The following is a 20,026-nucleotide window of genomic DNA, read 5'->3' as shown; positions in this document are numbered from 1 at the left end:
TGTGTCGTGCACAAATCCCCTGTGGGAGCGAGCCTGCTCGCGAAGAGGCTTTCAACAACGCTGAACAACTCAGCCTCTGCGCCAAACCCCTTTCCCGCCCAACCGGTCCCGGTCGTGGGCAATATTGAAATCCTGGTCTGGCCCCTTCGGCACAACCCCGGTCGGGTTGATGGTCTTGTGGCTGCCGTAGTAGTGGTTCTTGATGTGCTGGAAATCCACGGTCTCGGCAACGCCCGGCCACTGGTACATCTCCCGCAGCCAGTTCGACAGGTTCGGATAATCGCTGATCCGCCGCAGATTGCATTTGAAGTGCCCGTGGTACACCGCGTCGAAACGAATCAGCGTGGTGAACAACCGCACGTCCGCCTCGGTCAGGTATTCACCCGTCAGATAACGGTTGGCGCCGAGTACCTGTTCCAGATGATCCAGTTCTGCAAACACATCATCGAACGCCTCTTCATAGGCCTTCTGCGAGGTGGCGAATCCGGCGCGGTACACGCCGTTGTTCACAGCGGGGTAGATTCGCTCGTTCAGCGCATCGATCTCGCCGCGCAATGGCGCCGGATAGAAGTCCAGATCGTTGCCGGTCAAGTCATCGAAGGCGCTGTTGAACATGCGGATGATCTCCGCCGATTCATTGCTGACGATGCGCTTGAGCTTCTTGTCCCACAGCACCGGCACGGTGACGCGGCCGGTGTAGTCGGCGGTGTCAGCGGTGTAGCGCTGGTGCATGAAATCGAAGTGGTCGAGTTTGTCGCCGGTCGAGCCGAGGTCCTGGTCGAAGGTCCAGCCGTTTTCCAGCATCAACCAACTGACGACCGAAACATCGATCAGGCTTTCCAGGCCTTTGAGCTTGCGCAGGATCAGCGTGCGATGGGCCCACGGACAGGCGAGTGAGACATAGAGGTGATAACGCCCGGCTTCGGCGGCGAAACCACCTTCACCGCTCGGGCCAGGCTCACCGTTGCGAGTGACCCAATGGCGGCGCTGCGCCTGTTCGCGCTGGAACGCGCCGTCCTTGCTGCTTTCGTACCACTTGTCCTGCCAGCGGCCATCGACGAGTAAACCCATGATCAAGACTCCAGAAACCAATAATCGTTGGAGTGGAGTCTATTCCGATGAGTTCGAACAAAAAGCGCAAAGATCGGGCGTGAATGATCGGTTAAATCGATTTGTTCCGTGCGACCCAGTATTGCCCGGCAGTTTCGAAGGCTTGTTCGCGGCTTTGGCCAAGGCCTCGCAGGGCCAGGGCCATAGTCGAAATCAGGGCCATTTGCGGATAGCTGTCGACCACATCGCCGCGCCAGACAGCCTTCAGGTGCTCGACATCCAGCGACGCCGGTTTGACGTGGCGCTGCGCCGACAGCTGCGGCCATTCCTCGTCCCAGCTCTCGCCGCCGGTGGTGCCGTACAGGTGACTGTCGGCATCGGGGTTGATCTCGATTTCGCCGCCATCGCCCTTGATCACGATCGCCGTATCACCGAGCAGACCGCTGGCATCGCGATGCACTGCTTGATAGCCGGGGTGAAAAATACTCTGCAAGCCGCAACGCGCGCCCAGCGGATTGAGGATCCGCGCCAGTGAATGGATCGGCGAGCGCAGACCGAGGGTGTTACGCAGGTCGATCATCCGTTGCAGTTGCGGTGCCCAGTCCACCAGCGGCATGAATGCCAGGCCACCGTTATCCAGCGCCGCGCCGACCTGTTGCCAGTTGCGGCACAGTGGAATATTCAATTCACCGAGCAATTGTTCGGAGTACAAACGCCCGGCAGTGTGAGCGCCACCGCCATGCATGAAGATACGCACGCCATTCTGCGCCAGGCACTTGGCCGCCAACAGATACCACGGCAGGTGACGTTTCTTGCCGGCATAGGTCGGCCAGTCCAGATCGACCTTCAGCGCGGGTGCCTGCAAGCGTTCGCGCAGGGCCTCGGTGAAGCCGGCCATTTCCTCGGCGCTTTCTTCCTTGTGCCGCAGCAACATCAGGAAGGCGCCGAGCTGGGTTTCTTCAACCGCTTCGTCGAGCACCATGCCCATGGCTTCCCGGGCTTCCTCGCGGGTCAGGTCGCGGGCGCCGCGCTTGCCTTTGCCGAGGATGCGCACAAACTGGGCGAACGGATGCTCGGCGGGTGTTTCGAGGGTCAGCGCTGGATAGTCGGTCATAGGCAATTCGTCGGTTTGGGCAGGCCCGCCAGTTTTGCGGCGAGTTTGGCAGGGGTGCCTTTGAACAGTCGGTTCAGGTGCAGGCTGTTGCCTTTATCAGCACCGAGCTTGAGCGCGGTGTACTTGATCAGCGGCCGGGTGGCCGGGGACAGCTGGAATTCGGCATAGAAGCTGCGCAGCAGTTCGAGGATTTCCCAGTGTTCGGCGTTCAGCTCGATGTCTTCGGCGGCGGCGAGGGCGCTGGCGACTTCTGCCGACCAGTCGTTGAGGTCGACCAGGAAGCCGTCCTTGTCCAGTTCGATGGCGCGGGCGCCGACGGTCAGCGCATTCATAGCCAGGTGTTGACCTTGTCGTGGTGGATCGACAGTTCGACGAAGGCCGGGTAGTCGATGGCTTCGGCCCAGTCCGGAGCCTGCACGGCGCGGGCTTGCGCGTCTTCGGCCAGCACGAAGAGTTTCACCCGGCGGGTTTCCAGAGCTTTGAACGGCGCAGTACCGGGTTGCAACGCATAAGCGGCGTCGCCACACAGCAGCAGCGCGTCGGCAGTGCCGAGCAGGCGCAGGCAACTGGTCAGGCGTTCGTCACCGAACGGGGAATGGGACAACACATGCAAGGTCGACATCAGAGGGTGATCACCTGGTCGTAACGGTCAATGAGGGCGGTGATTTGCTCGGCAGCCAAGGGCAACGCCTCGTCCAGCGAACGGTCGCCGAGGCCGCGAGCACTGGCGCTGTCGGCGCAGTAGAACAGCTCTTCCACACCGAACATCGGCAGCGCCTGCAGATTGGCGCTCAGGTCTTTCTGTTGCAGGGCTCTGGCGTTCTGCCCGGCGGCCAGTTGCAACACGCCGTCGTCGAGAAACAGCAGACCGATCGGCAGATCGAAGGCGCCACCGGCCAGCACGATGTCCAGCGCTTCGCGGGCGCCGGGGCCGGACCACGGCGATTGACGGCTGATAATCAGAAGGGATTTGGCCATGTCATGCGCCTCCGAAACAGATCAGACGGTCGGCGTCCTGCACCGCGTCATGCAACTGGCCGAGGCCGGACAGTTCCCACGGCGCACTGACCGCCACGGCATCACGCTGATAACGCCCGGCTTCCTCGGCATTCAACACGCCACGGCGCAGGGCGGCCGCGATGCACACGACGCCGTCCAGATTTTGCTCGGCGATGAAGCTGCGCCACTGCTTGGGCAGATCCAGTTCGTCCTGTGGCGTGACCACGGCGTCGGACGCGTTATAGACACCGTCCTGATAGAAAAACAGCCGGACAATTTCATGCCCGCCCGCCAGTGCAGCCTGTGCGAACAGCAAGGCGCGGCGCGAGGAGGGCGCATGGGCGGCGGAAAACAGCGCAATGGCGAACTTCATGACGGACTCGATCAGCAAAACTGCGGCCATGATAAAGCTTTCTCGCCGGGGCGGCGAAGTGGATGTTTCCTGCGCTTGCCAGGTCGCGGACTGTTTGAGCGCGCGCAAACAGCGAAAGCTCACTAAAGGGCATTCAGCGTGGCATGTAGCCCAATTGCCAGCGCCTCGGGATTTTCAGAGACAGCAATCCCAACACACCGGCAAACACACCACTGACAAACAATGCCTTGAGCCCCAGATGATGCTCCAGAACCGCGCCCAGAATGGCGCCGATGAACATTCCGCTCCATGGAATCAGTTGCACCTTCCAGCCGTTTCGCCGCTCGCCGAGCATCCACCGTCCCAAACCACGGCCGAATCGTGACAGCGCGCCGGTGACGTACGTCAGGCCGACCGGCAAACCGTTCACCTCTTCCACGGCTGCGTTAAGCATGCCCATTGCAATGATTGCCGCCAGCAGCGCCGGCAGTTGCGCGTCATAAGGCCAGGCCGCCGCGCAGAGCAGGGTAGCGATGGACAGCAGCAATGGCAGAGCCCGTCGACCACCCAGTCGGCTGACCACGACCCCCAGGGCATTACCGGCAATAAACGTCGCAACGAGCAGGATAAGCCGCAGCGTCAATCCGCTATCGCCAACGCTGATCGCCACGGCCAGGCGCGTGGTGTTGCCGCTCATGAAGGAGACGAAATCGCCACTGGCCATGAAGCCGATTGCATCGGTCATGCCGGCCAGCACCGACAGGCTGGCGACCAGCGCCAGGCCCACACGACCCCGCCATTTCTGCATGTGCAAATGCTCGGGAGTGGCGCGGTGAGTCGAGGTAGAAGGCAGCATCGGCGCGGCATCCTTGAGCAGTGGTTACGGTTCTATTCCATAAAGATCGCAATACTCCAGCCAGTCCATCCCGGCCATCTCCGCCACTTCCCGATGCACTTCCAGGCGTTGAGCCTGATAGTCCTCGGGCGTTGCGGCGGTCAGTTGCAGCGTCAGTTCCCAGGCAAACAATCCCTGGCTTTCAGCCTCGGCTTCGAAGGCTTCGTGCAAGCGCTCTTCGCGGTACTGCGCCTGGGTTTCGCCCTTGGCCTGGGCCAGCAGCGGGTTGAGGTGGTCAAGGGCTTCGCGCAGTTCCGGGCGTGCATCGAGAAACAGTTTCAGGGCATGTTCATGCCGCTGGTCGGTAGGCGCCATGGGGTTTCCTTGTGGGGCAGATGACCTTTAATGTGCCGCAGCTGCCGGCGAGTGTCTTGCTCTAAATGCAGTAAAGCAGAACGATTTTGCGCGTTGCGGTGATACAGTCCGCTTTTTTCCGAATGAGCGAATGCAATGCGAATGCTGATGGTGGCACTGGCGGCAACCCTGCTGGCCGGTTGCGCGGGTTCGGTGATGGAAGATGCCCGCACTCAAACCCCTTACAAGATCCTGAACTCGGACAAACCCGAGAAAGTCGTGGCTCAGTGCGTGCAATTCGCCTGGCAGGACGAAGCGGTGTTCGGCGTGGATGCGGCGGCGTATCTGCAACCGGGCAAGAAGGGCGGCTCGACGGTCTACACCCGTTCGGCGGAGTCGTTTGTCGACTTGACCACTGAGGCGTCCGGCACGGTGCTGAGTTACTACGCGCAGAAGGACGACTTTGTCGCCAAGCGCCGGTTGGCGGCGTTGGCGACCTGTCTGTAACGAGCGGTTGGATGCGCTGAAGCGTCTGTGACCCTCGCCAGTCTACTGGCGAGGGGGGCGCTGAACTCAATCGATCAAGCGCTTCTGGAAAAAGTGCCGCTTGTGCCCCAGCGGATAATCCTTGATTTCGCCGCATTCGGTATAACCGAGTTTTTTGTAGAACCCGGGAGCCTGAAAATCAAAGGTGTCGAGCCAGATTCCAACGCAGTCTTTTCCTCGGGCGAACTCCTCGACCATGTTCATCAGCTTCGAGCCGATGCCCTGTCCCCGGCCTTCTTCCGGCACCGCCAGCAACTCGATGAACAGCCACCGATAGAACGTGTGCCCATACAGGCCACCGAGAATCTCGTCGTTCTCGCCGCGCACCAGGAGAGCGACCGGTTCGTACAGCGAAGGTCCGGCTTTGGCGATGTTATGGGCACGCAGGGGCGCCAGGATGGCTGCGCGCTGTTCTTCGGTGGGTTCCTGTGACAGCTCGATCCGCAACGTCATGTTGTCTTCCTTGTAGTAATGAATCGGCAGCCTATCGCGCCGTAGTCGATTGAAGCAATTGCTTGGAACCGTCGCTCCCGCGCTGGGGTCTAGCCCTTTGAAGGCGTTCATTCCGAATGCTTTTGTCGAGGAGAGTCCATGAATATTTTCGAAGCCCTTCGCGAGAGCCACGACCGTCAGCGCGGCTATGCCAAGACCTTGATCGAGACCAGCGGCGACACCCCGGAACGCGTCGAAGCCTACAAGCAACTGAAAGCCGAGTTGCAGGCCCACGAGACAGCCGAAGAGCGCCACTTCTATATCCCGCTGATGGAATTCGACAATGGCGTCGACCTGAGTCGCCATGCCATCGCCGAGCACCATGAAATGGACGAAATGATGGAGGAACTCGACGAGACAGAAATGTCCAGCCCTGCCTGGCTGGCCACAGCTAAAAAGCTCTCGGACAAGGTTCATCACCACTTGAAGGAAGAGGAGCAGAAGTTCTTCCAGATGGCCGGCAAGTTGCTCGACGACAAGCAGAAAGAGCAACTCGCCGGGCAGTATGAAAAGGAGTTCAAGGCGCAGCTCCCTTGAACAGTTGAATGCAGGTTTTTGTAATAACGCTGTGTAGGCTTTTTGCCATGCGTTGGGTGAGCGTCGTCGCAATGTACTGTATTTATATCCAGTATTTTCGGTGTTTTACGGATGTCACCACGGCAGGCTGCGACAAAACCGCCGATGGACAAAAAATCCCCCTCCGTTAGCTTGAAGGCCTCTCCTCGGACAGGAGAGTTCTTAAATCAACGGAGTGAAAAACATGAACCAACCACAAGCTCAAACCCAACTGCGACACGGTCGCGTCATTTCCCCTGTAAGCCGCGGTGCGGTGGCCATCGAACAAGGACTGCTCGGTGGCTGGCAGGTCAACGAGATGGAGGGTGGCAAGAACTTCCCGGCACTGGTGGCCGGCCCGTTCCCGGCGCCTTTCGAGTCGGATAACCCGAGTGTCGTGCCTCCGGCCGATGGTCACATTCTCAGCGGTGGCAAGGACGATGCCCGTGATTGCGTGAACTTCACCGACGAGGAAATGAGCAAGAAACTCGGTCGTCCGTTCACCTGGCCACTGCTCAATGTCACCCCTGGCCAGACCCTTGAAGTCAAATGGGAATACACCGCGCCGCACACCACCCGCGGCTACCGCTGGCTGATCACCAAGGATGGCTGGGACCCGAAACAACGCATCACCCGTGCACAACTGGAAGCAAAACCGTTCGCCGAGGACTTCTATCCGCAAGTGCCGTACTACAGTCATGCAGCGGAGCTGAAAGCCAAGGTCAATCACGCGGTGAAGCTTCCGGCCAACAAGCAAGGTCATCACGTTGTTGTCCTGATGTGGATCGTCGCCAACACCGGCAACGCCTTCTATCAGGCCTTCGATGTGGACTTCAAATAAGTCCGCAACATCCACCTACACGTTCTGAAGGATTAGAACATGTCAAATATCGACTTCACCTTATTGCAAAACCAGGCGAGCGACGCGGCTTCGCTGATGCCGAGCATCGCCGGCAAGAAAATCCTCATGGGCTTCTGGCACAACTGGCCGGCCGGTCCGAGTGATGGCTACCAGCGCGGTCAGTTCGCCAATATCGCCCTGGAAAACGTGCCCAAGGACTACAACGTGGTTGCGGTCGCGTTCATGAAGGGCAGCGGGATTCCGACCTTCAAGCCCTATAACGTCTCCGATGCCGAGTTCCGCCGTCAGGTCGGCGTACTCAACAGTCAGGGCCGGGCCGTGCTGATTTCCCTCGGCGGCGCCGATGCGCACATCGAGTTGCGTGCCGGTCAGGAGCAACCGTTGGCCAACGAAATCATCCGTCTGGTGGAAACCTACGGCTTCGACGGGCTGGACATCGATCTTGAACAGAGCGCGATTGATTTCGCTGCCAACAAGACCGTCCTGCCGGCCGCCCTGAAACTGGTCAAGGATCACTACGCAGGCCAGGGCAAGCACTTCATCATCAGCATGGCGCCGGAGTTTCCGTACCTGACCACCGCCGGCAAATACGTCGCTTACTTGCAGGCGCTGGAAGGCTACTACGACTTCATCGCTCCGCAGTTTTACAACCAGGGCGGCGATGGCGTCTGGGTGCCGGAGGCCAACAACGGCAACGGTGCGTGGATCGCGCAGAACAACGACGCGATGAAAGAGGACTTCCTCTATTACCTGACGGAAAGTCTGGTGACCGGTACTCGCGGGTTCACCAAAATCCCTGCGGACAAGTTCGTCATCGGCCTGCCAGCCAATGTCGACGCTGCGGCTACCGGTTACGTGATCGACAAAAACGTGGTCGGCAACGCGATGAAACGCCTGGCGGTCAAAGGGCTCCCGATCAAAGGCCTGATGACTTGGTCGGTGAACTGGGACAACGGCACCAGCAAGGATCGTGTGCCGTACAACTGGGAGTTCAGTCGGCGTTATGGGCCGTTGATCAACGGCGTGGCGGCTGCCCCGCAGGAGCCCGATGTCACAATGGCCGACATGGTCCGCCAGCAGTAAACGAATGAAAAAGCCCGGTAGCGCTGCCGGGCTTTTTTTCGCCTAACATGGGGCTTTCCGATTTCCAATGAGGTTCAAGCGTCATGCCCAACACCGCCGAGCGGGTCAACATCGTCGACACTCAGGTGTTGTCCCACGACTGGTACCTGCTGAAGAAAATTACCTTTGACTACCTGCGCAACAACGGGGAATGGCAACGCCAGACCCGCGAAGTCTACGACCGTGGCAATGGTGCGGCGATTCTGTTGTTCAACCGTAAAAAACGCACGGTAGTGCTGACTCGCCAGTTCCGCCTCCCGGTGTTCGTCAACGGTCATGACGGTCTGCTGATCGAAGTGGCTGCCGGGTTGCTGGAAGGCGCGGCGCCGGAGCAGCGTATTCGCGATGAGGCCGAAGAGGAAACCGGTTACCGCGTGCACGATGTGAAGAAGGTCTTCGAGGCTTACATGAGCCCGGGTTCAGTGACCGAGAAGCTGCACTTTTTTGTTGCCGAGTACGATGCGCAGTCGAAGGTCGGTGAGGGCGGTGGCCTGGAGGAGGAAACCGAAGAGCTAGAGGTGCTGGAGTGGCGTTTCGACGATGCAATGGCAGCGTTCCAGCGAGGCGAAATCTGCGATGCCAAGACCATCATGCTGTTGCAGTACGCGGCGATGAATAATTTCTTCGGCGCTTAAAACAGATCACCGGTTTTGCCGATGTCCGACCACTGGCCACCTTCCAGTGTCAGCAACCGCTCCTTGGCCTCAAGGCCTCCGGCAAACCCGGTCAGTTTTCCCGATGCGCCGATCACCCGGTGACAGGGTGCGATGATCGAAATCGGGTTTCTGCCGTTCGCCGCGCCGACGGCGCGCACCGCGCTGGGGTGACCGATCTGCCGGGCAATCTGGCTGTAGGTGCGAGTCTCGCCGAACGGAATGGTCAGCAACGCGGCCCAGACCTTTTTCTGGAACTCGGTGCCGGCAAAATCCAACTCCAGATCGAACGCACTTCGCGTTCCGGCAAAATATTCTTCCAGTTGTCGCGCGGTTTTCATCAACACCGGATTGTCCGGTGCTTCGGTCATCGGCCCGAGGCGCACCCGGTTCGGTTTGTCGTTTTCCCAGAGGATGGCGGCCAGTCGTGAACCGTTCGCGACCAGCTTCAACTCGCCCACGGGTGAGGGCAGGGTGATGAACGTGTAGGCCATGGGGAAAACTCCGGGTCGGGGCGGTAGCAGCGCCCAGCATACTGCCGGATCGGGGAGGCGCAAACCGCAATCGCGACCATACTGGCTGATGCTCTTGAAGCGCTTTCCTACCTTATAAAAAGAAGAGACCGACTCATGAAGTACGAACCTTTTGCCAAATCGCTGATTGCGACCTCATTGGCGCTCAGCTGCCTCATGGCCCATGCCGCCTCGGTGGCACCGGTTGCCGCCGAAAACGGCATGGTGGTCACCGCTCAGCACCTGGCGACCCACGTGGGTGTCGATGTACTGAAAAGCGGCGGCAACGCGGTGGATGCGGCGGTCGCCGTAGGCTACGCACTGGCGGTGGTTTACCCGGCGGCGGGCAACCTCGGTGGTGGTGGTTTCATGACGATTCAACTGGCGGACGGACGCAAGACCTTCCTCGACTTCCGGGAAAAAGCCCCATTGGCCGCGACGGCCGACATGTACCTCGACAAGCAGGGCAACGTCATTCCTGATCTGAGTACCCGTGGCCACCTCGCGGTTGGCGTTCCGGGCACCGTGTCCGGTATGGAGCTGGCGTTGAGCAAGTACGGCACCAAGCCGCGCAAGGACATGATCGCCCCGGCGATCAAACTGGCAGAAGAAGGTTTTGAGCTGGAGCAGGGTGACGTCGATCTGCTGGATTACGCCACCGACGTGTTCAAGAAGGACATCAAGGATTCCGGAGCGATCTTCCTGAGCAACGGCGAGCCGATGCAGGTCGGGCAGAAACTGGTGCAGAAGGACTTGGGCAAGACCCTGCGCACCATTTCCGAAAAAGGCGCGGACGGTTTCTATAAAGGCTGGGTGGCCGACGCCATCGTCACGTCCAGCCAGGCCAACAAGGGCATCATCACCCAGGCCGACCTCGACAAATACAAGACCCGCGAACTGGCTCCGGTGGAGTGCGACTATCGTGGCTACCACGTTGTGTCGGCACCGCCGCCAAGTTCCGGCGGGGTGGTGATCTGCCAGATCATGAACATCCTCGAAGGCTATCCGATGAAGGACCTGGGCTTCCATTCGGCCCAGGGCATGCACTATCAGATCGAAGCGATGCGCCACGCCTACGTGGATCGCAACAGCTATCTGGGCGACCCGGATTTCGTGAAAAACCCGATCGAGCATCTGCTGGACAAGAACTACGCGACCAAGCTGCGTAACGCGATTCAGCCGCAGAAGGCCGGCGTGTCTGCGGAACTCAAACCCGGCGTTGCGCCGCACGAAGGCAGCAACACCACGCACTATTCGATCGTCGACAAGTGGGGCAACGCGGTGTCTGTCACCTACACCCTCAACGACTGGTTCGGCGCGGGCGTGATGGCGAGCAAGACCGGTGTGATCCTCAACGATGAAATGGACGACTTCACCTCGAAAGTCGGCGTGCCGAACATGTACGGTCTGGTGCAAGGCGAAGCCAACGCCATCGCGCCCGGCAAGGCACCGTTGTCGTCGATGAGCCCGACCATTGTCACCAAGGACGGCAAGGTGGTGATGGTGGTGGGCACGCCGGGCGGCAGCCGCATCATCACGGCGACCCTGCTGACCATGCTCAATGTCATCGATTACGGCATGGGCCTGCAGGAAGCGGTCGATGCGCCGCGTTTCCACCAGCAGTGGATGCCGGAGCAGACCAACCTCGAAGACTTCGCCGCCAGCCCCGACACCAAGAAGATTCTCGAGAGCTGGGGTCATAAGTTTGCGGGCCCGCAGGATGCCAACCACATTGCCGCGATTCTGGTCGGCGCGCCGTCGCTGGGCGGTAAACCGGTGGGCAAGAACCGCTTCTACGGCGCCAATGATCCACGGCGCAACACCGGGTTGTCATTGGGTTACTGAGAAGGGTAAAAAGGGGGCGGGCACACGTCCGCCCCTGTCTCAAGGACCGATCAAGGAAGGCTCACCATGACCACCGCATTGCTGATCATCGATGTCCAGCGCGCCCTGTGCACAGGCGAATACGAGTGCCACGACATCAAACATGTGATCGACACCATCAACGGCCTCAGTGCCCGCGCGCGCAAGGCTGGGGTTACAGTCGTACTGATCCAGCATAACGAAAAGGACAGTCCGCTCGCCCACGGCGCCGAGGGCTGGCAACTGGCTGACGGCCTGACCACCGCGCCGGGCGACCTGCGCGTCGACAAGACCGCCAACGACTCGTTCTACCAGACCAACCTGCAGAAACTGATCCCTCGGGAAGACTTCGATCGCCTGGTGATCTGCGGCCTGCAAACCGATTACTGCGTCAACGCCACTGTGCGTCAGGCCCATCAACTGGGCTACGACGTGGAACTGGCGGCCGACGCCCATTCCACCGTCGACAACGGCAACATGAGCGCCGAAGACATCATCGCCGAACACAACAAGGACTGGGCGCACCTGACCGGTTCCGTGGCACGGATCGATGTGAAGCCGGCGGCGGACATCACGTTCTGATTTTCTTTTGTCGTAGATCCCGGTTGTCCGCAAGCAACCGGTGAAAATTCCAGAGCATCGATAGCCCGGGCCCGGCATACTGCCGCCGCCTCAGGAATGGAATCTGTCGATGCTCGCTTTCAATCTCCGTCACGCCTTGCTGCTGTCATCCCTCGCTTTTGCTGCCAACACCTACGCTGCCAGTTTCGACTGCGCCGGCGCTTCCAGCCCGGTTGAAAAAGCCATTTGTGCGGATCCGCATCTCTCGGGACTCGATGACAAACTGGCTGCAGTCTGGCGTTCGACGCTGGCCAAAGTTGCCGATCCCAAAGCCCTCAAGGCTGATCAGCGGATGTGGCTGAAAAGCCGCAATAGTTGCGACCAGCGGCTGGCCTGTCTGCGCCGCAATTATCTGATGCGAATTACCGAGCTCGATTACGCCGCCAAACCTTTTGGCTGGAACGCCACATGGCAGCTCATCCCTGATGGTCCCTCGACAGCCGCCCAAATCAATACCCGGCAGCGCGACGCCGGGCATATCGCTTTCGATATTTCGGCGGCAGAGGGCGGCAACTCGGGCGATCTGGAGGGTGTGGCTGTGCTGAAGGGTAAGCAGGCCGATTACGCTGAAGGTGAATGCGCTCTGAGCTTTACGGCGATCAACGGTATTCTGAACGTTGTTCAGGATGGTTCCGATGCCGCCTGCGGTGGGGGCATGGGGGTTTTCTACGCCGGTCGCTATGTGGCTTCCGAGCAACCATTGAAGATCGAATACGATTTGCTCAGCCTTGGACTGGCCCGTTCGTCTCAGGACAACGCGACGCTGCACGCGTTACTCAACGCTGACTATCAGGTGCTGGTGGAAACATCCGGTTCAATAATGATCGGCGACCCCGGTGCAGATGTGCCGGACGGTCAGGTTGTGGAAATGTGGATGCGTGGTATAGGGGGGACGGCGATTTTCATGAGCGGCCCAGGCAGCCGGTTTTGGGTGATGCTGATGGCCTACGACGTCAAGGGAAATTCTCGTGTTCGTTACTACACCAACGTGCCGCAATGGAAAGCTCGATTACCCGACGTCATGCAGGCCTGGTACAAGCAAAGGTCAGGTGAAGCAGCGCTGCCGCTGGATTTCATGCCCTGACGCTTCAAGTCGCAAACAGCACGCCGCGGATTTCCCCCACCCGCGGCGCCACCACACCGCCCAGCACCAATCGCGTAATGGTATCCGCCGCCACCGCATAATCCTCATCCTGCGGCACTTCCCGCCCGGTGATGCGCCCCATCTGCCAGCCGATATTGGTGTAGGTGCGCGTCGCCGACCAGATGAACAGCATCAAATGCTCGGGATCGACCGGGGCCAGCAAGCCGCGCTCGATCCAGCTGCGCAGGCACTCGACATTGCGCCGGGCTTCGGCGTGCAGCAGGTCGCGGCATTCGTCGGGCAACTGGCGACCGCCCAGCAGCAGTTCACCGCTGAACACCTTGGCAATCGCCGGATGCTCGCGGGCGATGCGGATGCGGGCGGCGACGTAGGCGCGCAGGCCGATCAGCGGGTCGTCACTTTCACGCAGCACCGCCGAGGCTTCCAGCAGCGGCTCGACGAAGCCGAGCAGCACTTTGCCGTAGAGGTTTTCCTTGCTCTGGAAGTAGTAATACAGATTGGCCTTGGGCACCCCGGCGCGGGCCGCGATGTCCCGGGTCTGGGTCGCGTCGAAGCCGTTGGCGGCAAACTCTTCGCTGGCGGCTTTGAGGATCTGTTGCTGGTTGCGTTCGCGGATGCTGCTCATGGACGGCATGGAGAGTCTGGCCATTTCGGGTTCGCAATATACAAAACTATATAGCGGTTAAGCCAGCATACTCGATGGACAACGCTATGCTGGTGCAACCATTTGAATTGATCGGGGAGGGGATATGAGTCTTCAGGCACGGCGCGCCAACGCGGAACATCTGGATGCGGTGGCAAAACTGTTCGATGGCTATCGCGGCTTCTATGGCCAACCGTCGAACCTTGAACAATCACGGGCCTTCATCGCCGAGCGCATGGCCGGCAATGAGTCGGCAATTTTTCTGGTCGAGGATGATAGTGGCGAAGCGTTGGGATTCGTGCAGCTGTACCCGACGTTTTCATCGATAGACGCCCACCGCACCTGGCTGCTCAGCGACCTGTTCACCACACCGTCGGCCCGAGGCCGTGGAGTCGGGCGATTGCTGATGAACACCGCGCGCGACTTCGCCGTGGAAACCGGCGCCAAGGGGCTGGTGCTGGAAACCGCCACGGACAACTTCACCGCCCAGGGTTTGTACGAGTCCCTCGGTTGGGTGCGTGACAGCGGGTATTACACGTATATGCTGGACCTGCGGCAGAGCTGATCCGCTCAGTCGGCCCGGGCCAGCAATCGCTCGATCTGCGCCAGTTCCCAGGTGCTGAGCAGGCTGACCGGGTCGGTGCCGAAACGTTGAGTCGTGTCGAGTGTCCAGACACGGTCTTCCGGACACCGGCATTGCAGGCAGTGGTGCAGACGTTGGCCGTCAAAGTCGAGCAACAGTTGCCAGCCATCGATATCGATCGAAACCTGGCCAGACCCGGATGCATCCGCGATAAGCCGCAATGGGCAAACCTTCAGCGCGGCATCGCGCAGGCGCTGGCAAACTTCGCGGGTGGATAGCGGTGACATGTTCAAACTCGTAGAGCAACGAAGCGCGCAAGCATAGTGCGCCAACCCGCTCCTGTCAGCGATCACTGGCCCGTACCCGGGCATTTGCGTAACATCCGCAACCCTCTTTTTCCCGCGAATACAGCGCCGCCCGTGTCGGCCGCTTTGTCAGGTAAGCCATGAAACCGATTCGTCTGCGCGCCGATGTCCTGGCCGGACTCACCACCTCGTTTGCCCTGTTGCCCGAATGCATTGCGTTTGCGCTGGTAGCTCACCTCAATCCGCTGATGGGCCTGTATGGCGCCTTCATCATTTGCACGCTGACCGCGCTGTTCGGCGGCCGGCCGGGCATGGTCTCCGGGGCGGCCGGTTCGATGGCGGTGGTGATCGTCGCGCTGGTGGTGCAGCACGGCGTGCAGTATCTGTTGGCGACGGTGTTGCTCGGCGGTTTGATCATGATGGCGTTCGGGTTGTTGCGGCTGGGCAAGCTGGTGCGCATGGTGCCGCATCCGGTGATGCTCGGGTTCGTCAACGGTCTGGCGATCATCATTGCGCTGGCACAACTGGAGCATTTCAAGAGCGGCGAGCAGTGGCTCAGTGGTACGCCGTTGTACCTGATGACCGGGCTGGTGCTGTTGACCATGGCCATCGTCTACCTCCTGCCGCGCCTGACCCGCGCCGTGCCACCGGCACTGGTGGCGATCCTCGGCGTCGGGTTGCTGGTCTACCTGTTCGGTCTGCCGACCCGCACCCTCGGCGACATGGCGCACATCGCCGGCGGCCTGCCGACGCTTGCGCTGCCGGACATTCCATGGACGCTGGACACCCTGCGCATCATCGCGCCCTACGCGATTTTGATGGCTATGGTCGGCCTGCTGGAAACCCTGCTGACCCTCAACCTCACCGACGAAATCACCGAAACTCGTGGCTACCCGGACCGCGAGTGCGTGGCGCTGGGCGCGGCGAACATGGTGTCCGGTGCGTTCGGCGGCATGGGCGGTTGCGCGATGATCGGCCAGACCGTGATCAACCTCAGTTCCGGCGGGCGCGGGCGGTTGTCCGGGGTGGTGGCGGGAGTGTTGATCCTGCTGTTCATTCTGTTTCTGTCACCGCTGATCGAGCGTATTCCGCTGGCGGCGCTGGTGGGCGTGATGTTCGTGGTGTCGCAGCAGACGTTTGCCTGGGCCTCGTTACGGGTGCTGAACAAAGTCCCGCTCAACGATGTACTGGTGATCATCGCGGTAACGACCATCACGGTGTTCACCGATCTGGCTACGGCAGTGCTGTGCGGGATCATCATCGCGGCGCTGAATTTTGCCTGGCAGCAAGCGCGCGAGTTGTATGCCGATGAACACCTGGAAGCCGACGGCAGCAAACTGTATCGCCTGCACGGCACGCTGTTTTTCGCCTCGACCACGCCGTTTCTCAATCAGTTCGACCCGGCAAGCGATCCTCAACGCGTGACGCTGGACTGTCGGCACCTGAGCTTTGTCGACTACTCGGCCATCGCCGCGCTGAAAACCCTGCGCGAACGCTACGCCAAGGCCGGCAAGCAGTTGCAGGTGTTTCACCTGTCCGAGCGCTGCAAGAAACTGCTGAAACGCGCCGGGGTCGACCACGACTGAGATCGACCCCGGGCACTGATCAGGCATCGATGGCGGGGAAATCGATGTCGGTCAGCGCCACGTTGTTGAGGTAGTTGGTCAGGGTCTGCGCGGCGACGATAGCGATCACCTCAATGATCTTCTTGTCGTCGATACCGGCAGCGCGGGCGGCGGCGATCTGTTCATCGTTCAAATGGCCACGGGTTTCGGTCAGTTGATGGGCGAGGGTGGCGAAGGCATTCAGTCGTCCATGGCGCGCCTCGACAATCTCCTGCGCCGCTAGCCCGGCCTTGCTGGCGAACAGGGTGTGCGCCGCGAGGCAATAATCGCAGCCGTTGACCTGCGACGTGGCGAGGTACACCGCTTCTTTTTCCTTGGCGCTCAGGGACGTCTTGCCCAGCGTGGCGGATATTTGCACGTAGGCATCCAGCGCGACGGGCGCAGTGGCCAGGGTCTTGAACAGGTTGGGCAGGAAACCGATTTTTTTCTGCACGCCTTCAAGCGTCGGGCGAGTGGCGTCGGTGGCGGTTTCGAGGCTGACAGGAACGATGCGGCTCATGGTGATTCTCCGAAAGTCCGGTGCGAAGTGCGCCGGGGATGGAGGTCATGTTATTGAGCGAGACTGGTGCGTTGGGTGCAAATCGTCGAGGATATGCGACAGATCGTCCAAGCCTGTCGTCGGGGATTCTTCCATGGATCGCTTGTCCACGTTGCTCAGCCACTTCGGCGTGAATGCCGGCACCTTCCACAGCGGCACCTTCTGCGGCATCAGCGCCTACGGTGGCGATCAGGTCTGCGGCCATGTGCATTTGCTGCAGGCCGGGCAAGTGCTGCTCAAGCCGGGGAATGAACCCGAACTTACCCTCAATGAACCGACGCTGATTTTCTTCCCCCGACCGTTTGCCCATCGACTGTTCGCCGACGAGGCCATGAACACGCAACTGGTGTGCGCCTCGCTGACCTTCGATGGCGGCGCGGGCAATGCACTGGCGGCGGCGTTGCCGGATTATCTGGTGCTGAAACTCGCCGACCTTCCCGAAATGGCCAGCACTCTGGAGTGGCTGTTCAAGGAAGCGTTCGATGGCCACTGCGGGCGCGAAGCGGTGATGGATCGGCTGTTCGAGCTGTTGGTGATTCTGTTGCTGCGGCATCTCATCAGCAGTCGCGACCAGCAGCCGGGCATGATGGCGGGGCTGGCCGATCCGAAGCTCTCCCGTGCCTTGAGCCTGATGCACGACCAACCGGCCAAGGCCTGGAGCGTTGCCGAACTGGCCGCGACCGCACATTTGTCCCGCGCCGGGTTTGCCGAGCATTTTCGGCGAGTGGTCGGCCAGACGCCGGTGGATTATCTGGTGAGCTGGCGCATCAGTCTCGCGCAGAAACGTCTGCGCGAAGGCCGACCGATCGCCCTGATCGCCGAAGAGGTCGGCTATGAAAGCCCTTCCGCCCTGGCCCGGGCATTTCGGCGCAAGACCGGGCTCAGTCCACGGGAGTGGAAGGCCGGTGTGAGTTGAAGGCTATCTGGCGAATTTCTTCGCCCCGGCCACACACAGAATCACCCCCAGCGTGACGGCCAGCATGCCCACGCTGACATGCTCGTGCAGCAACGTCGCGGCCAGTGCCAGGCCGAAAAACGGCTGCAGCAATTGCAACTGTCCGACCGCCGCAATCCCGCCCTGAGCCAGCCCGCGATACCAGAACACAAAACCGATCAGCATGCTGAACAGCGAAACGTAGGCCAGGCACACCCACGCCGACACGCTGATGCCGCTGAACGAGGCGGGGGCCAGCCAAACACTCAACACAGCCATCACCGGTAGCGACAACAACAGAGCCCAGCAGATCACCTGCCAGCCGCCGAGGGTTCGCGACAGTTTTGCGCCTTCGGCATAACCGAGACCGCAGGCCAGGATCGCCGCCAACATCAACAGATCGCCGGTGGGCGAGGCCGTCAGTCCCTGGGAAACCGCAAAGCCGACCACCAGCGAACTGCCCAGCACCGAAAAGATCCAGAACACCGGACGCGGCCGTTCGCCTCCACGCAGCACGCCGAAAATCGCCGTCGCCAGCGGTAGTAATCCTACAAACACAATGGAATGCGCTGAAGTCACGTATTGCAGTGCCAGGGCAGTCAATAACGGGAAACCCACGACCACGCCCAGCGCGACGATCAGCAATGACAACCACTGATCCCGTGCTGGCCGTCGTTCGCGAAACAGCCACAACAGGCACAGCGCCAGGACCCCGGCGATGGTGGCGCGGATGACGGTGAGGAACACCGGGTCGAATTCCAGCACCGCCAGCCGCGTGGCCGGCAGTGAACCGCTGAAAATCACGACGCCGATGAAACCGTTGATCCAGCCGCTGGTTTTTTCCAGGGCCGGTGCGGGCAGATTCGAGGTTCGTTCCATGTTGAGGCACGCTCAGGAGTGGGGTTGCTTGTGGCTCATCCTAGGGTTGAGAATCAGCACAATCAAAGAATTGTCATGGATACATCCCGACATGCCGCGCTCCCGTTACAAGACCCTCGTTGATACCTATGCCGCCGATATCCGCAGTGGTCGCTTGTTGCCCGGCACGCGGCTGCCGACCCACCGGCAACTGGCCGCCAGCGAAGGGCTGGCGCTGGTCACGGCGTCGCGGGTGTACGCGGAGCTTGAGGCGATGGGGTTGGTCAGCGGTGAAGCGGGGCGGGGCACGTTTGTGCGTGAGACGTCATTGCCGCCGGGGCACAGCATCGATCAGAAAGACGTGGCGGTCGGCATGGTCGACCTCAATTTCAACTATCCGTCGTTGCCCGGTCAGGCCGAGTTATTGCGAACGGCGCTGCGGCAACTGGCGCTGTCCGGTGATCTCGAAGCGCTGCTGCGCTATCAACCTCACGCGGGTCGGGTACACGAGCGCGCCTCGGTCGCCCGGCATCTGCAAACCCGTGGCCTGAAGGTCGATGCCGGGCAAGTGCTGATCGTCAATGGCGCGCAACAAGGGCTGGCCGTCGCGCTGATGGCGTTGTTCAAGCCCGGTGATGTCATTGCCGCCGATGCCCTGACCTATTCCGGCTTCAAGGTGCTGGCCGAAGCGCTGCATCTGGAGGTGGTGGCGATTCCGATCACCGATCACGGACCGGATTTGCCGGCGCTGGAAAAGCTCTGTCGCAGCCGCTCGGTACGCGCCGTGTACAGCATGCCAACCCTGCACAATCCGCTCGGTTGGGTCATGCCTCTTGAACAGCGTGAACACCTGGTGGCGATTGCCCGACAGCATGATCTGACGATCATCGAAGACGCGGCTTACGCCTTTCTGGTCGATAACCCGCCGCCACCGTTGGCCGATCTGGCAGCGGAGCGAACGATTTACGTCTCGGGTCTCTCGAAAAACATCGCCACCGGCCTGCGTGTCGGCTTCATCGCCGCGCCGCTGCAAACTGTCCCGGCCCTTGAGCGGATCATCCGCGCCACCACCTGGAACACCCCTGGCGTAATGACCGCCATCGCCTGCGGCTGGCTCGACGACGGCACCGTCACCTTGCTCGAAGCGCAAAAACGCCACGACGCTCGGGCACGTCAGGCACTGGCGGGCGAGATACTCAAAGACATCGTGCACATCGGTCATCCATCCTCGTATTTCCTCTGGCTGCCACTGCCGGAGGATGCCCGCGCCGATCAGGTCGTGGTCGAGTTGATGCAGCAGCAGATTGCGGTATCGATCGCCGAGCCGTTCGTGGTTTCGGCGCACGTACCCCACGCGATCCGGATTGCGCTGGGGTCGGTGGGCATGGATGTGCTGCGTCAGGCGCTGATAAAAGTCCGGCAGGTGGTGGGCGCCTACCGCTAGCCGAAGCCCTTACGGATCGCCACAAAATGCTACCCTTGCGCCGCCCGATTTACGCCAGTCC

Annotated in this window: 25 protein-coding genes and 1 pseudogene; 12 read left to right on the top strand and 14 right to left on the bottom strand. The window is 60.7% G+C overall.

Annotated features, from left to right (window positions below; genetic code table 11):
- Positions 1-69: 69 nt before the first annotated feature.
- From ACW9HX_RS12410 to ACW9HX_RS12375, 8 genes are all read right to left on the bottom strand, one after another.
- Entirely contained in the window at positions 70-1,071 is a 1,002-nt protein-coding gene (locus tag ACW9HX_RS12410) for a glutathione S-transferase family protein (RefSeq protein ID WP_457380839.1), read from the bottom strand.
- Between the two features lie 91 nt (positions 1,072-1,162).
- On the bottom strand, positions 1,163-2,164 hold the full coding sequence (locus ACW9HX_RS12405) for a glycosyl transferase family protein (protein WP_457380838.1): 1,002 nt from the start codon (positions 2,162-2,164) through the stop codon (positions 1,163-1,165).
- Positions 2,161-2,496: a TusE/DsrC/DsvC family sulfur relay protein gene (locus ACW9HX_RS12400; protein WP_457380837.1), complete on the bottom strand. Its 336-nt coding sequence runs from the start codon at positions 2,494-2,496 to the stop codon at positions 2,161-2,163. Before ACW9HX_RS12400 ends, ACW9HX_RS12405 begins: the two co-directional genes overlap by 4 nt.
- Positions 2,493-2,786, bottom strand: coding sequence for a sulfurtransferase complex subunit TusB (tusB, locus tag ACW9HX_RS12395; RefSeq protein ID WP_457380836.1), 294 nt, complete (start codon positions 2,784-2,786; stop codon positions 2,493-2,495). Before tusB ends, ACW9HX_RS12400 begins: the two co-directional genes overlap by 4 nt.
- Complete coding sequence (gene tusC / locus ACW9HX_RS12390; RefSeq protein WP_457380835.1) at positions 2,786-3,142, bottom strand: sulfurtransferase complex subunit TusC; 357 nt, start codon at positions 3,140-3,142, stop codon at positions 2,786-2,788. Before tusC ends, tusB begins: the two co-directional genes overlap by 1 nt.
- Position 3,143: 1 nt before the next feature.
- On the bottom strand, positions 3,144-3,536 hold the full coding sequence (tusD, locus tag ACW9HX_RS12385) for a sulfurtransferase complex subunit TusD (RefSeq protein ID WP_457380843.1): 393 nt from the start codon (positions 3,534-3,536) through the stop codon (positions 3,144-3,146).
- A gap of 133 nt (positions 3,537-3,669) precedes the next feature.
- Complete coding sequence (locus ACW9HX_RS12380) at positions 3,670-4,371, bottom strand: YoaK family protein (RefSeq protein WP_457380834.1); 702 nt, start codon at positions 4,369-4,371, stop codon at positions 3,670-3,672.
- Positions 4,372-4,395: 24 nt separating this feature from the next.
- Positions 4,396-4,725, bottom strand: coding sequence for a DUF6388 family protein (locus ACW9HX_RS12375; protein WP_457380833.1), 330 nt, complete (start codon positions 4,723-4,725; stop codon positions 4,396-4,398).
- 135 nt (positions 4,726-4,860) lie between these two features.
- Here ACW9HX_RS12375 and ACW9HX_RS12370 point away from each other — a divergent pair, with 135 nt between their 5' ends.
- The gene (locus ACW9HX_RS12370; protein ID WP_457380832.1) at positions 4,861-5,211 is read left to right on the top strand and encodes a hypothetical protein; all 351 of its coding nucleotides are present in this window, start codon (positions 4,861-4,863) and stop codon (positions 5,209-5,211) included.
- Positions 5,212-5,277: 66 nt separating this feature from the next.
- On the opposite strand, the gene ACW9HX_RS12365 is transcribed toward ACW9HX_RS12370, so the two are convergent.
- Positions 5,278-5,703, bottom strand: coding sequence for a GNAT family N-acetyltransferase (locus ACW9HX_RS12365; protein ID WP_457380842.1), 426 nt, complete (start codon positions 5,701-5,703; stop codon positions 5,278-5,280).
- A gap of 138 nt (positions 5,704-5,841) precedes the next feature.
- Between ACW9HX_RS12365 and ACW9HX_RS12360 the strand changes: the two genes are divergently transcribed.
- The 4 genes and pseudogenes from ACW9HX_RS12360 (at position 5,842) to ACW9HX_RS12345 (ending at position 8,916) form a co-directional block, all read left to right on the top strand.
- Entirely contained in the window at positions 5,842-6,279 is a 438-nt protein-coding gene (locus ACW9HX_RS12360; protein WP_457380831.1) for a hemerythrin domain-containing protein, read from the top strand.
- A 223-nt stretch (positions 6,280-6,502) separates the two neighbouring features.
- Positions 6,503-7,138, top strand: a complete 636-nt coding sequence (locus ACW9HX_RS12355) for a lytic polysaccharide monooxygenase auxiliary activity family 9 protein (RefSeq protein ID WP_457380830.1) — start codon at positions 6,503-6,505, stop codon at positions 7,136-7,138.
- Positions 7,139-7,177: 39 nt separating this feature from the next.
- A pseudogene (locus ACW9HX_RS12350) lies at positions 7,178-8,206 on the top strand (chitinase); the annotation flags it as partial.
- Between the two features lie 119 nt (positions 8,207-8,325).
- Positions 8,326-8,916 (top strand): NUDIX domain-containing protein, encoded by a 591-nt coding sequence (locus ACW9HX_RS12345; RefSeq protein ID WP_457380829.1) that lies wholly within the window; start codon positions 8,326-8,328, stop codon positions 8,914-8,916.
- Here ACW9HX_RS12345 and ACW9HX_RS12340 read toward each other — a convergent pair.
- On the bottom strand, positions 8,913-9,428 hold the full coding sequence (locus ACW9HX_RS12340; RefSeq protein WP_457380828.1) for a methylated-DNA--[protein]-cysteine S-methyltransferase: 516 nt from the start codon (positions 9,426-9,428) through the stop codon (positions 8,913-8,915). The genes ACW9HX_RS12345 and ACW9HX_RS12340 overlap by 4 nt on opposite strands.
- A 135-nt stretch (positions 9,429-9,563) precedes the next feature.
- On the opposite strand from ACW9HX_RS12340, the gene ggt reads away from it, so the two are divergent.
- From ggt to ACW9HX_RS12325, 3 genes are all read left to right on the top strand, one after another.
- Complete coding sequence (gene ggt, locus ACW9HX_RS12335) at positions 9,564-11,291, top strand: gamma-glutamyltransferase (RefSeq protein ID WP_192558390.1); 1,728 nt, start codon at positions 9,564-9,566, stop codon at positions 11,289-11,291.
- Between the two features lie 66 nt (positions 11,292-11,357).
- The gene (locus tag ACW9HX_RS12330; RefSeq protein WP_457380827.1) at positions 11,358-11,891 is read left to right on the top strand and encodes a cysteine hydrolase family protein; all 534 of its coding nucleotides are present in this window, start codon (positions 11,358-11,360) and stop codon (positions 11,889-11,891) included.
- A gap of 109 nt (positions 11,892-12,000) precedes the next feature.
- The gene (locus ACW9HX_RS12325; RefSeq protein WP_457380826.1) at positions 12,001-13,014 is read left to right on the top strand and encodes a lysozyme inhibitor LprI family protein; all 1,014 of its coding nucleotides are present in this window, start codon (positions 12,001-12,003) and stop codon (positions 13,012-13,014) included.
- 4 nt (positions 13,015-13,018) lie between these two features.
- On the opposite strand, the gene ACW9HX_RS12320 is transcribed toward ACW9HX_RS12325, so the two are convergent.
- Entirely contained in the window at positions 13,019-13,660 is a 642-nt protein-coding gene (locus ACW9HX_RS12320; RefSeq protein WP_457380841.1) for a TetR family transcriptional regulator C-terminal domain-containing protein, read from the bottom strand.
- Positions 13,661-13,784: 124 nt separating this feature from the next.
- Between ACW9HX_RS12320 and ACW9HX_RS12315 the strand changes: the two genes are divergently transcribed.
- Complete coding sequence (locus ACW9HX_RS12315) at positions 13,785-14,243, top strand: N-acetyltransferase family protein (RefSeq protein WP_457380825.1); 459 nt, start codon at positions 13,785-13,787, stop codon at positions 14,241-14,243.
- A 5-nt stretch (positions 14,244-14,248) separates the two neighbouring features.
- On the opposite strand, the gene ACW9HX_RS12310 is transcribed toward ACW9HX_RS12315, so the two are convergent.
- Positions 14,249-14,548 (bottom strand): DUF7693 family protein, encoded by a 300-nt coding sequence (locus ACW9HX_RS12310; RefSeq protein WP_457380824.1) that lies wholly within the window; start codon positions 14,546-14,548, stop codon positions 14,249-14,251.
- Between the two features lie 158 nt (positions 14,549-14,706).
- Between ACW9HX_RS12310 and ACW9HX_RS12305 the strand changes: the two genes are divergently transcribed.
- Positions 14,707-16,152: a SulP family inorganic anion transporter gene (locus tag ACW9HX_RS12305; RefSeq protein WP_457380823.1), complete on the top strand. Its 1,446-nt coding sequence runs from the start codon at positions 14,707-14,709 to the stop codon at positions 16,150-16,152.
- 19 nt (positions 16,153-16,171) lie between these two features.
- Here the strand turns inward: ACW9HX_RS12305 and ACW9HX_RS12300 are convergent, their stop codons facing one another.
- Positions 16,172-16,690: a carboxymuconolactone decarboxylase family protein gene (locus ACW9HX_RS12300; protein ID WP_457380822.1), complete on the bottom strand. Its 519-nt coding sequence runs from the start codon at positions 16,688-16,690 to the stop codon at positions 16,172-16,174.
- A gap of 133 nt (positions 16,691-16,823) precedes the next feature.
- Here ACW9HX_RS12300 and ACW9HX_RS12295 point away from each other — a divergent pair, with 133 nt between their 5' ends.
- A complete protein-coding gene (locus ACW9HX_RS12295) occupies positions 16,824-17,645 on the top strand; it encodes a cupin domain-containing protein (RefSeq protein WP_457380821.1) in 822 nt (273 codons plus the stop codon).
- Positions 17,646-17,648: 3 nt separating this feature from the next.
- On the opposite strand, the gene ACW9HX_RS12290 is transcribed toward ACW9HX_RS12295, so the two are convergent.
- Positions 17,649-18,542: a DMT family transporter gene (locus ACW9HX_RS12290; RefSeq protein ID WP_457380820.1), complete on the bottom strand. Its 894-nt coding sequence runs from the start codon at positions 18,540-18,542 to the stop codon at positions 17,649-17,651.
- Between the two features lie 91 nt (positions 18,543-18,633).
- Here ACW9HX_RS12290 and ACW9HX_RS12285 point away from each other — a divergent pair, with 91 nt between their 5' ends.
- Positions 18,634-19,965 carry an aminotransferase-like domain-containing protein gene (locus ACW9HX_RS12285; protein ID WP_457380819.1) on the top strand — a complete coding sequence of 444 codons (1,332 nt, stop codon included), beginning with the start codon at positions 18,634-18,636 and terminating at the stop codon, positions 19,963-19,965.
- Positions 19,966-20,026: the final 61 nt, after the last annotated feature.

Source organism: Pseudomonas sp. SDO52101_S400 (genome assembly GCF_054071635.1).
This window is presented reverse-complemented; position numbering and strand designations above follow the sequence as displayed.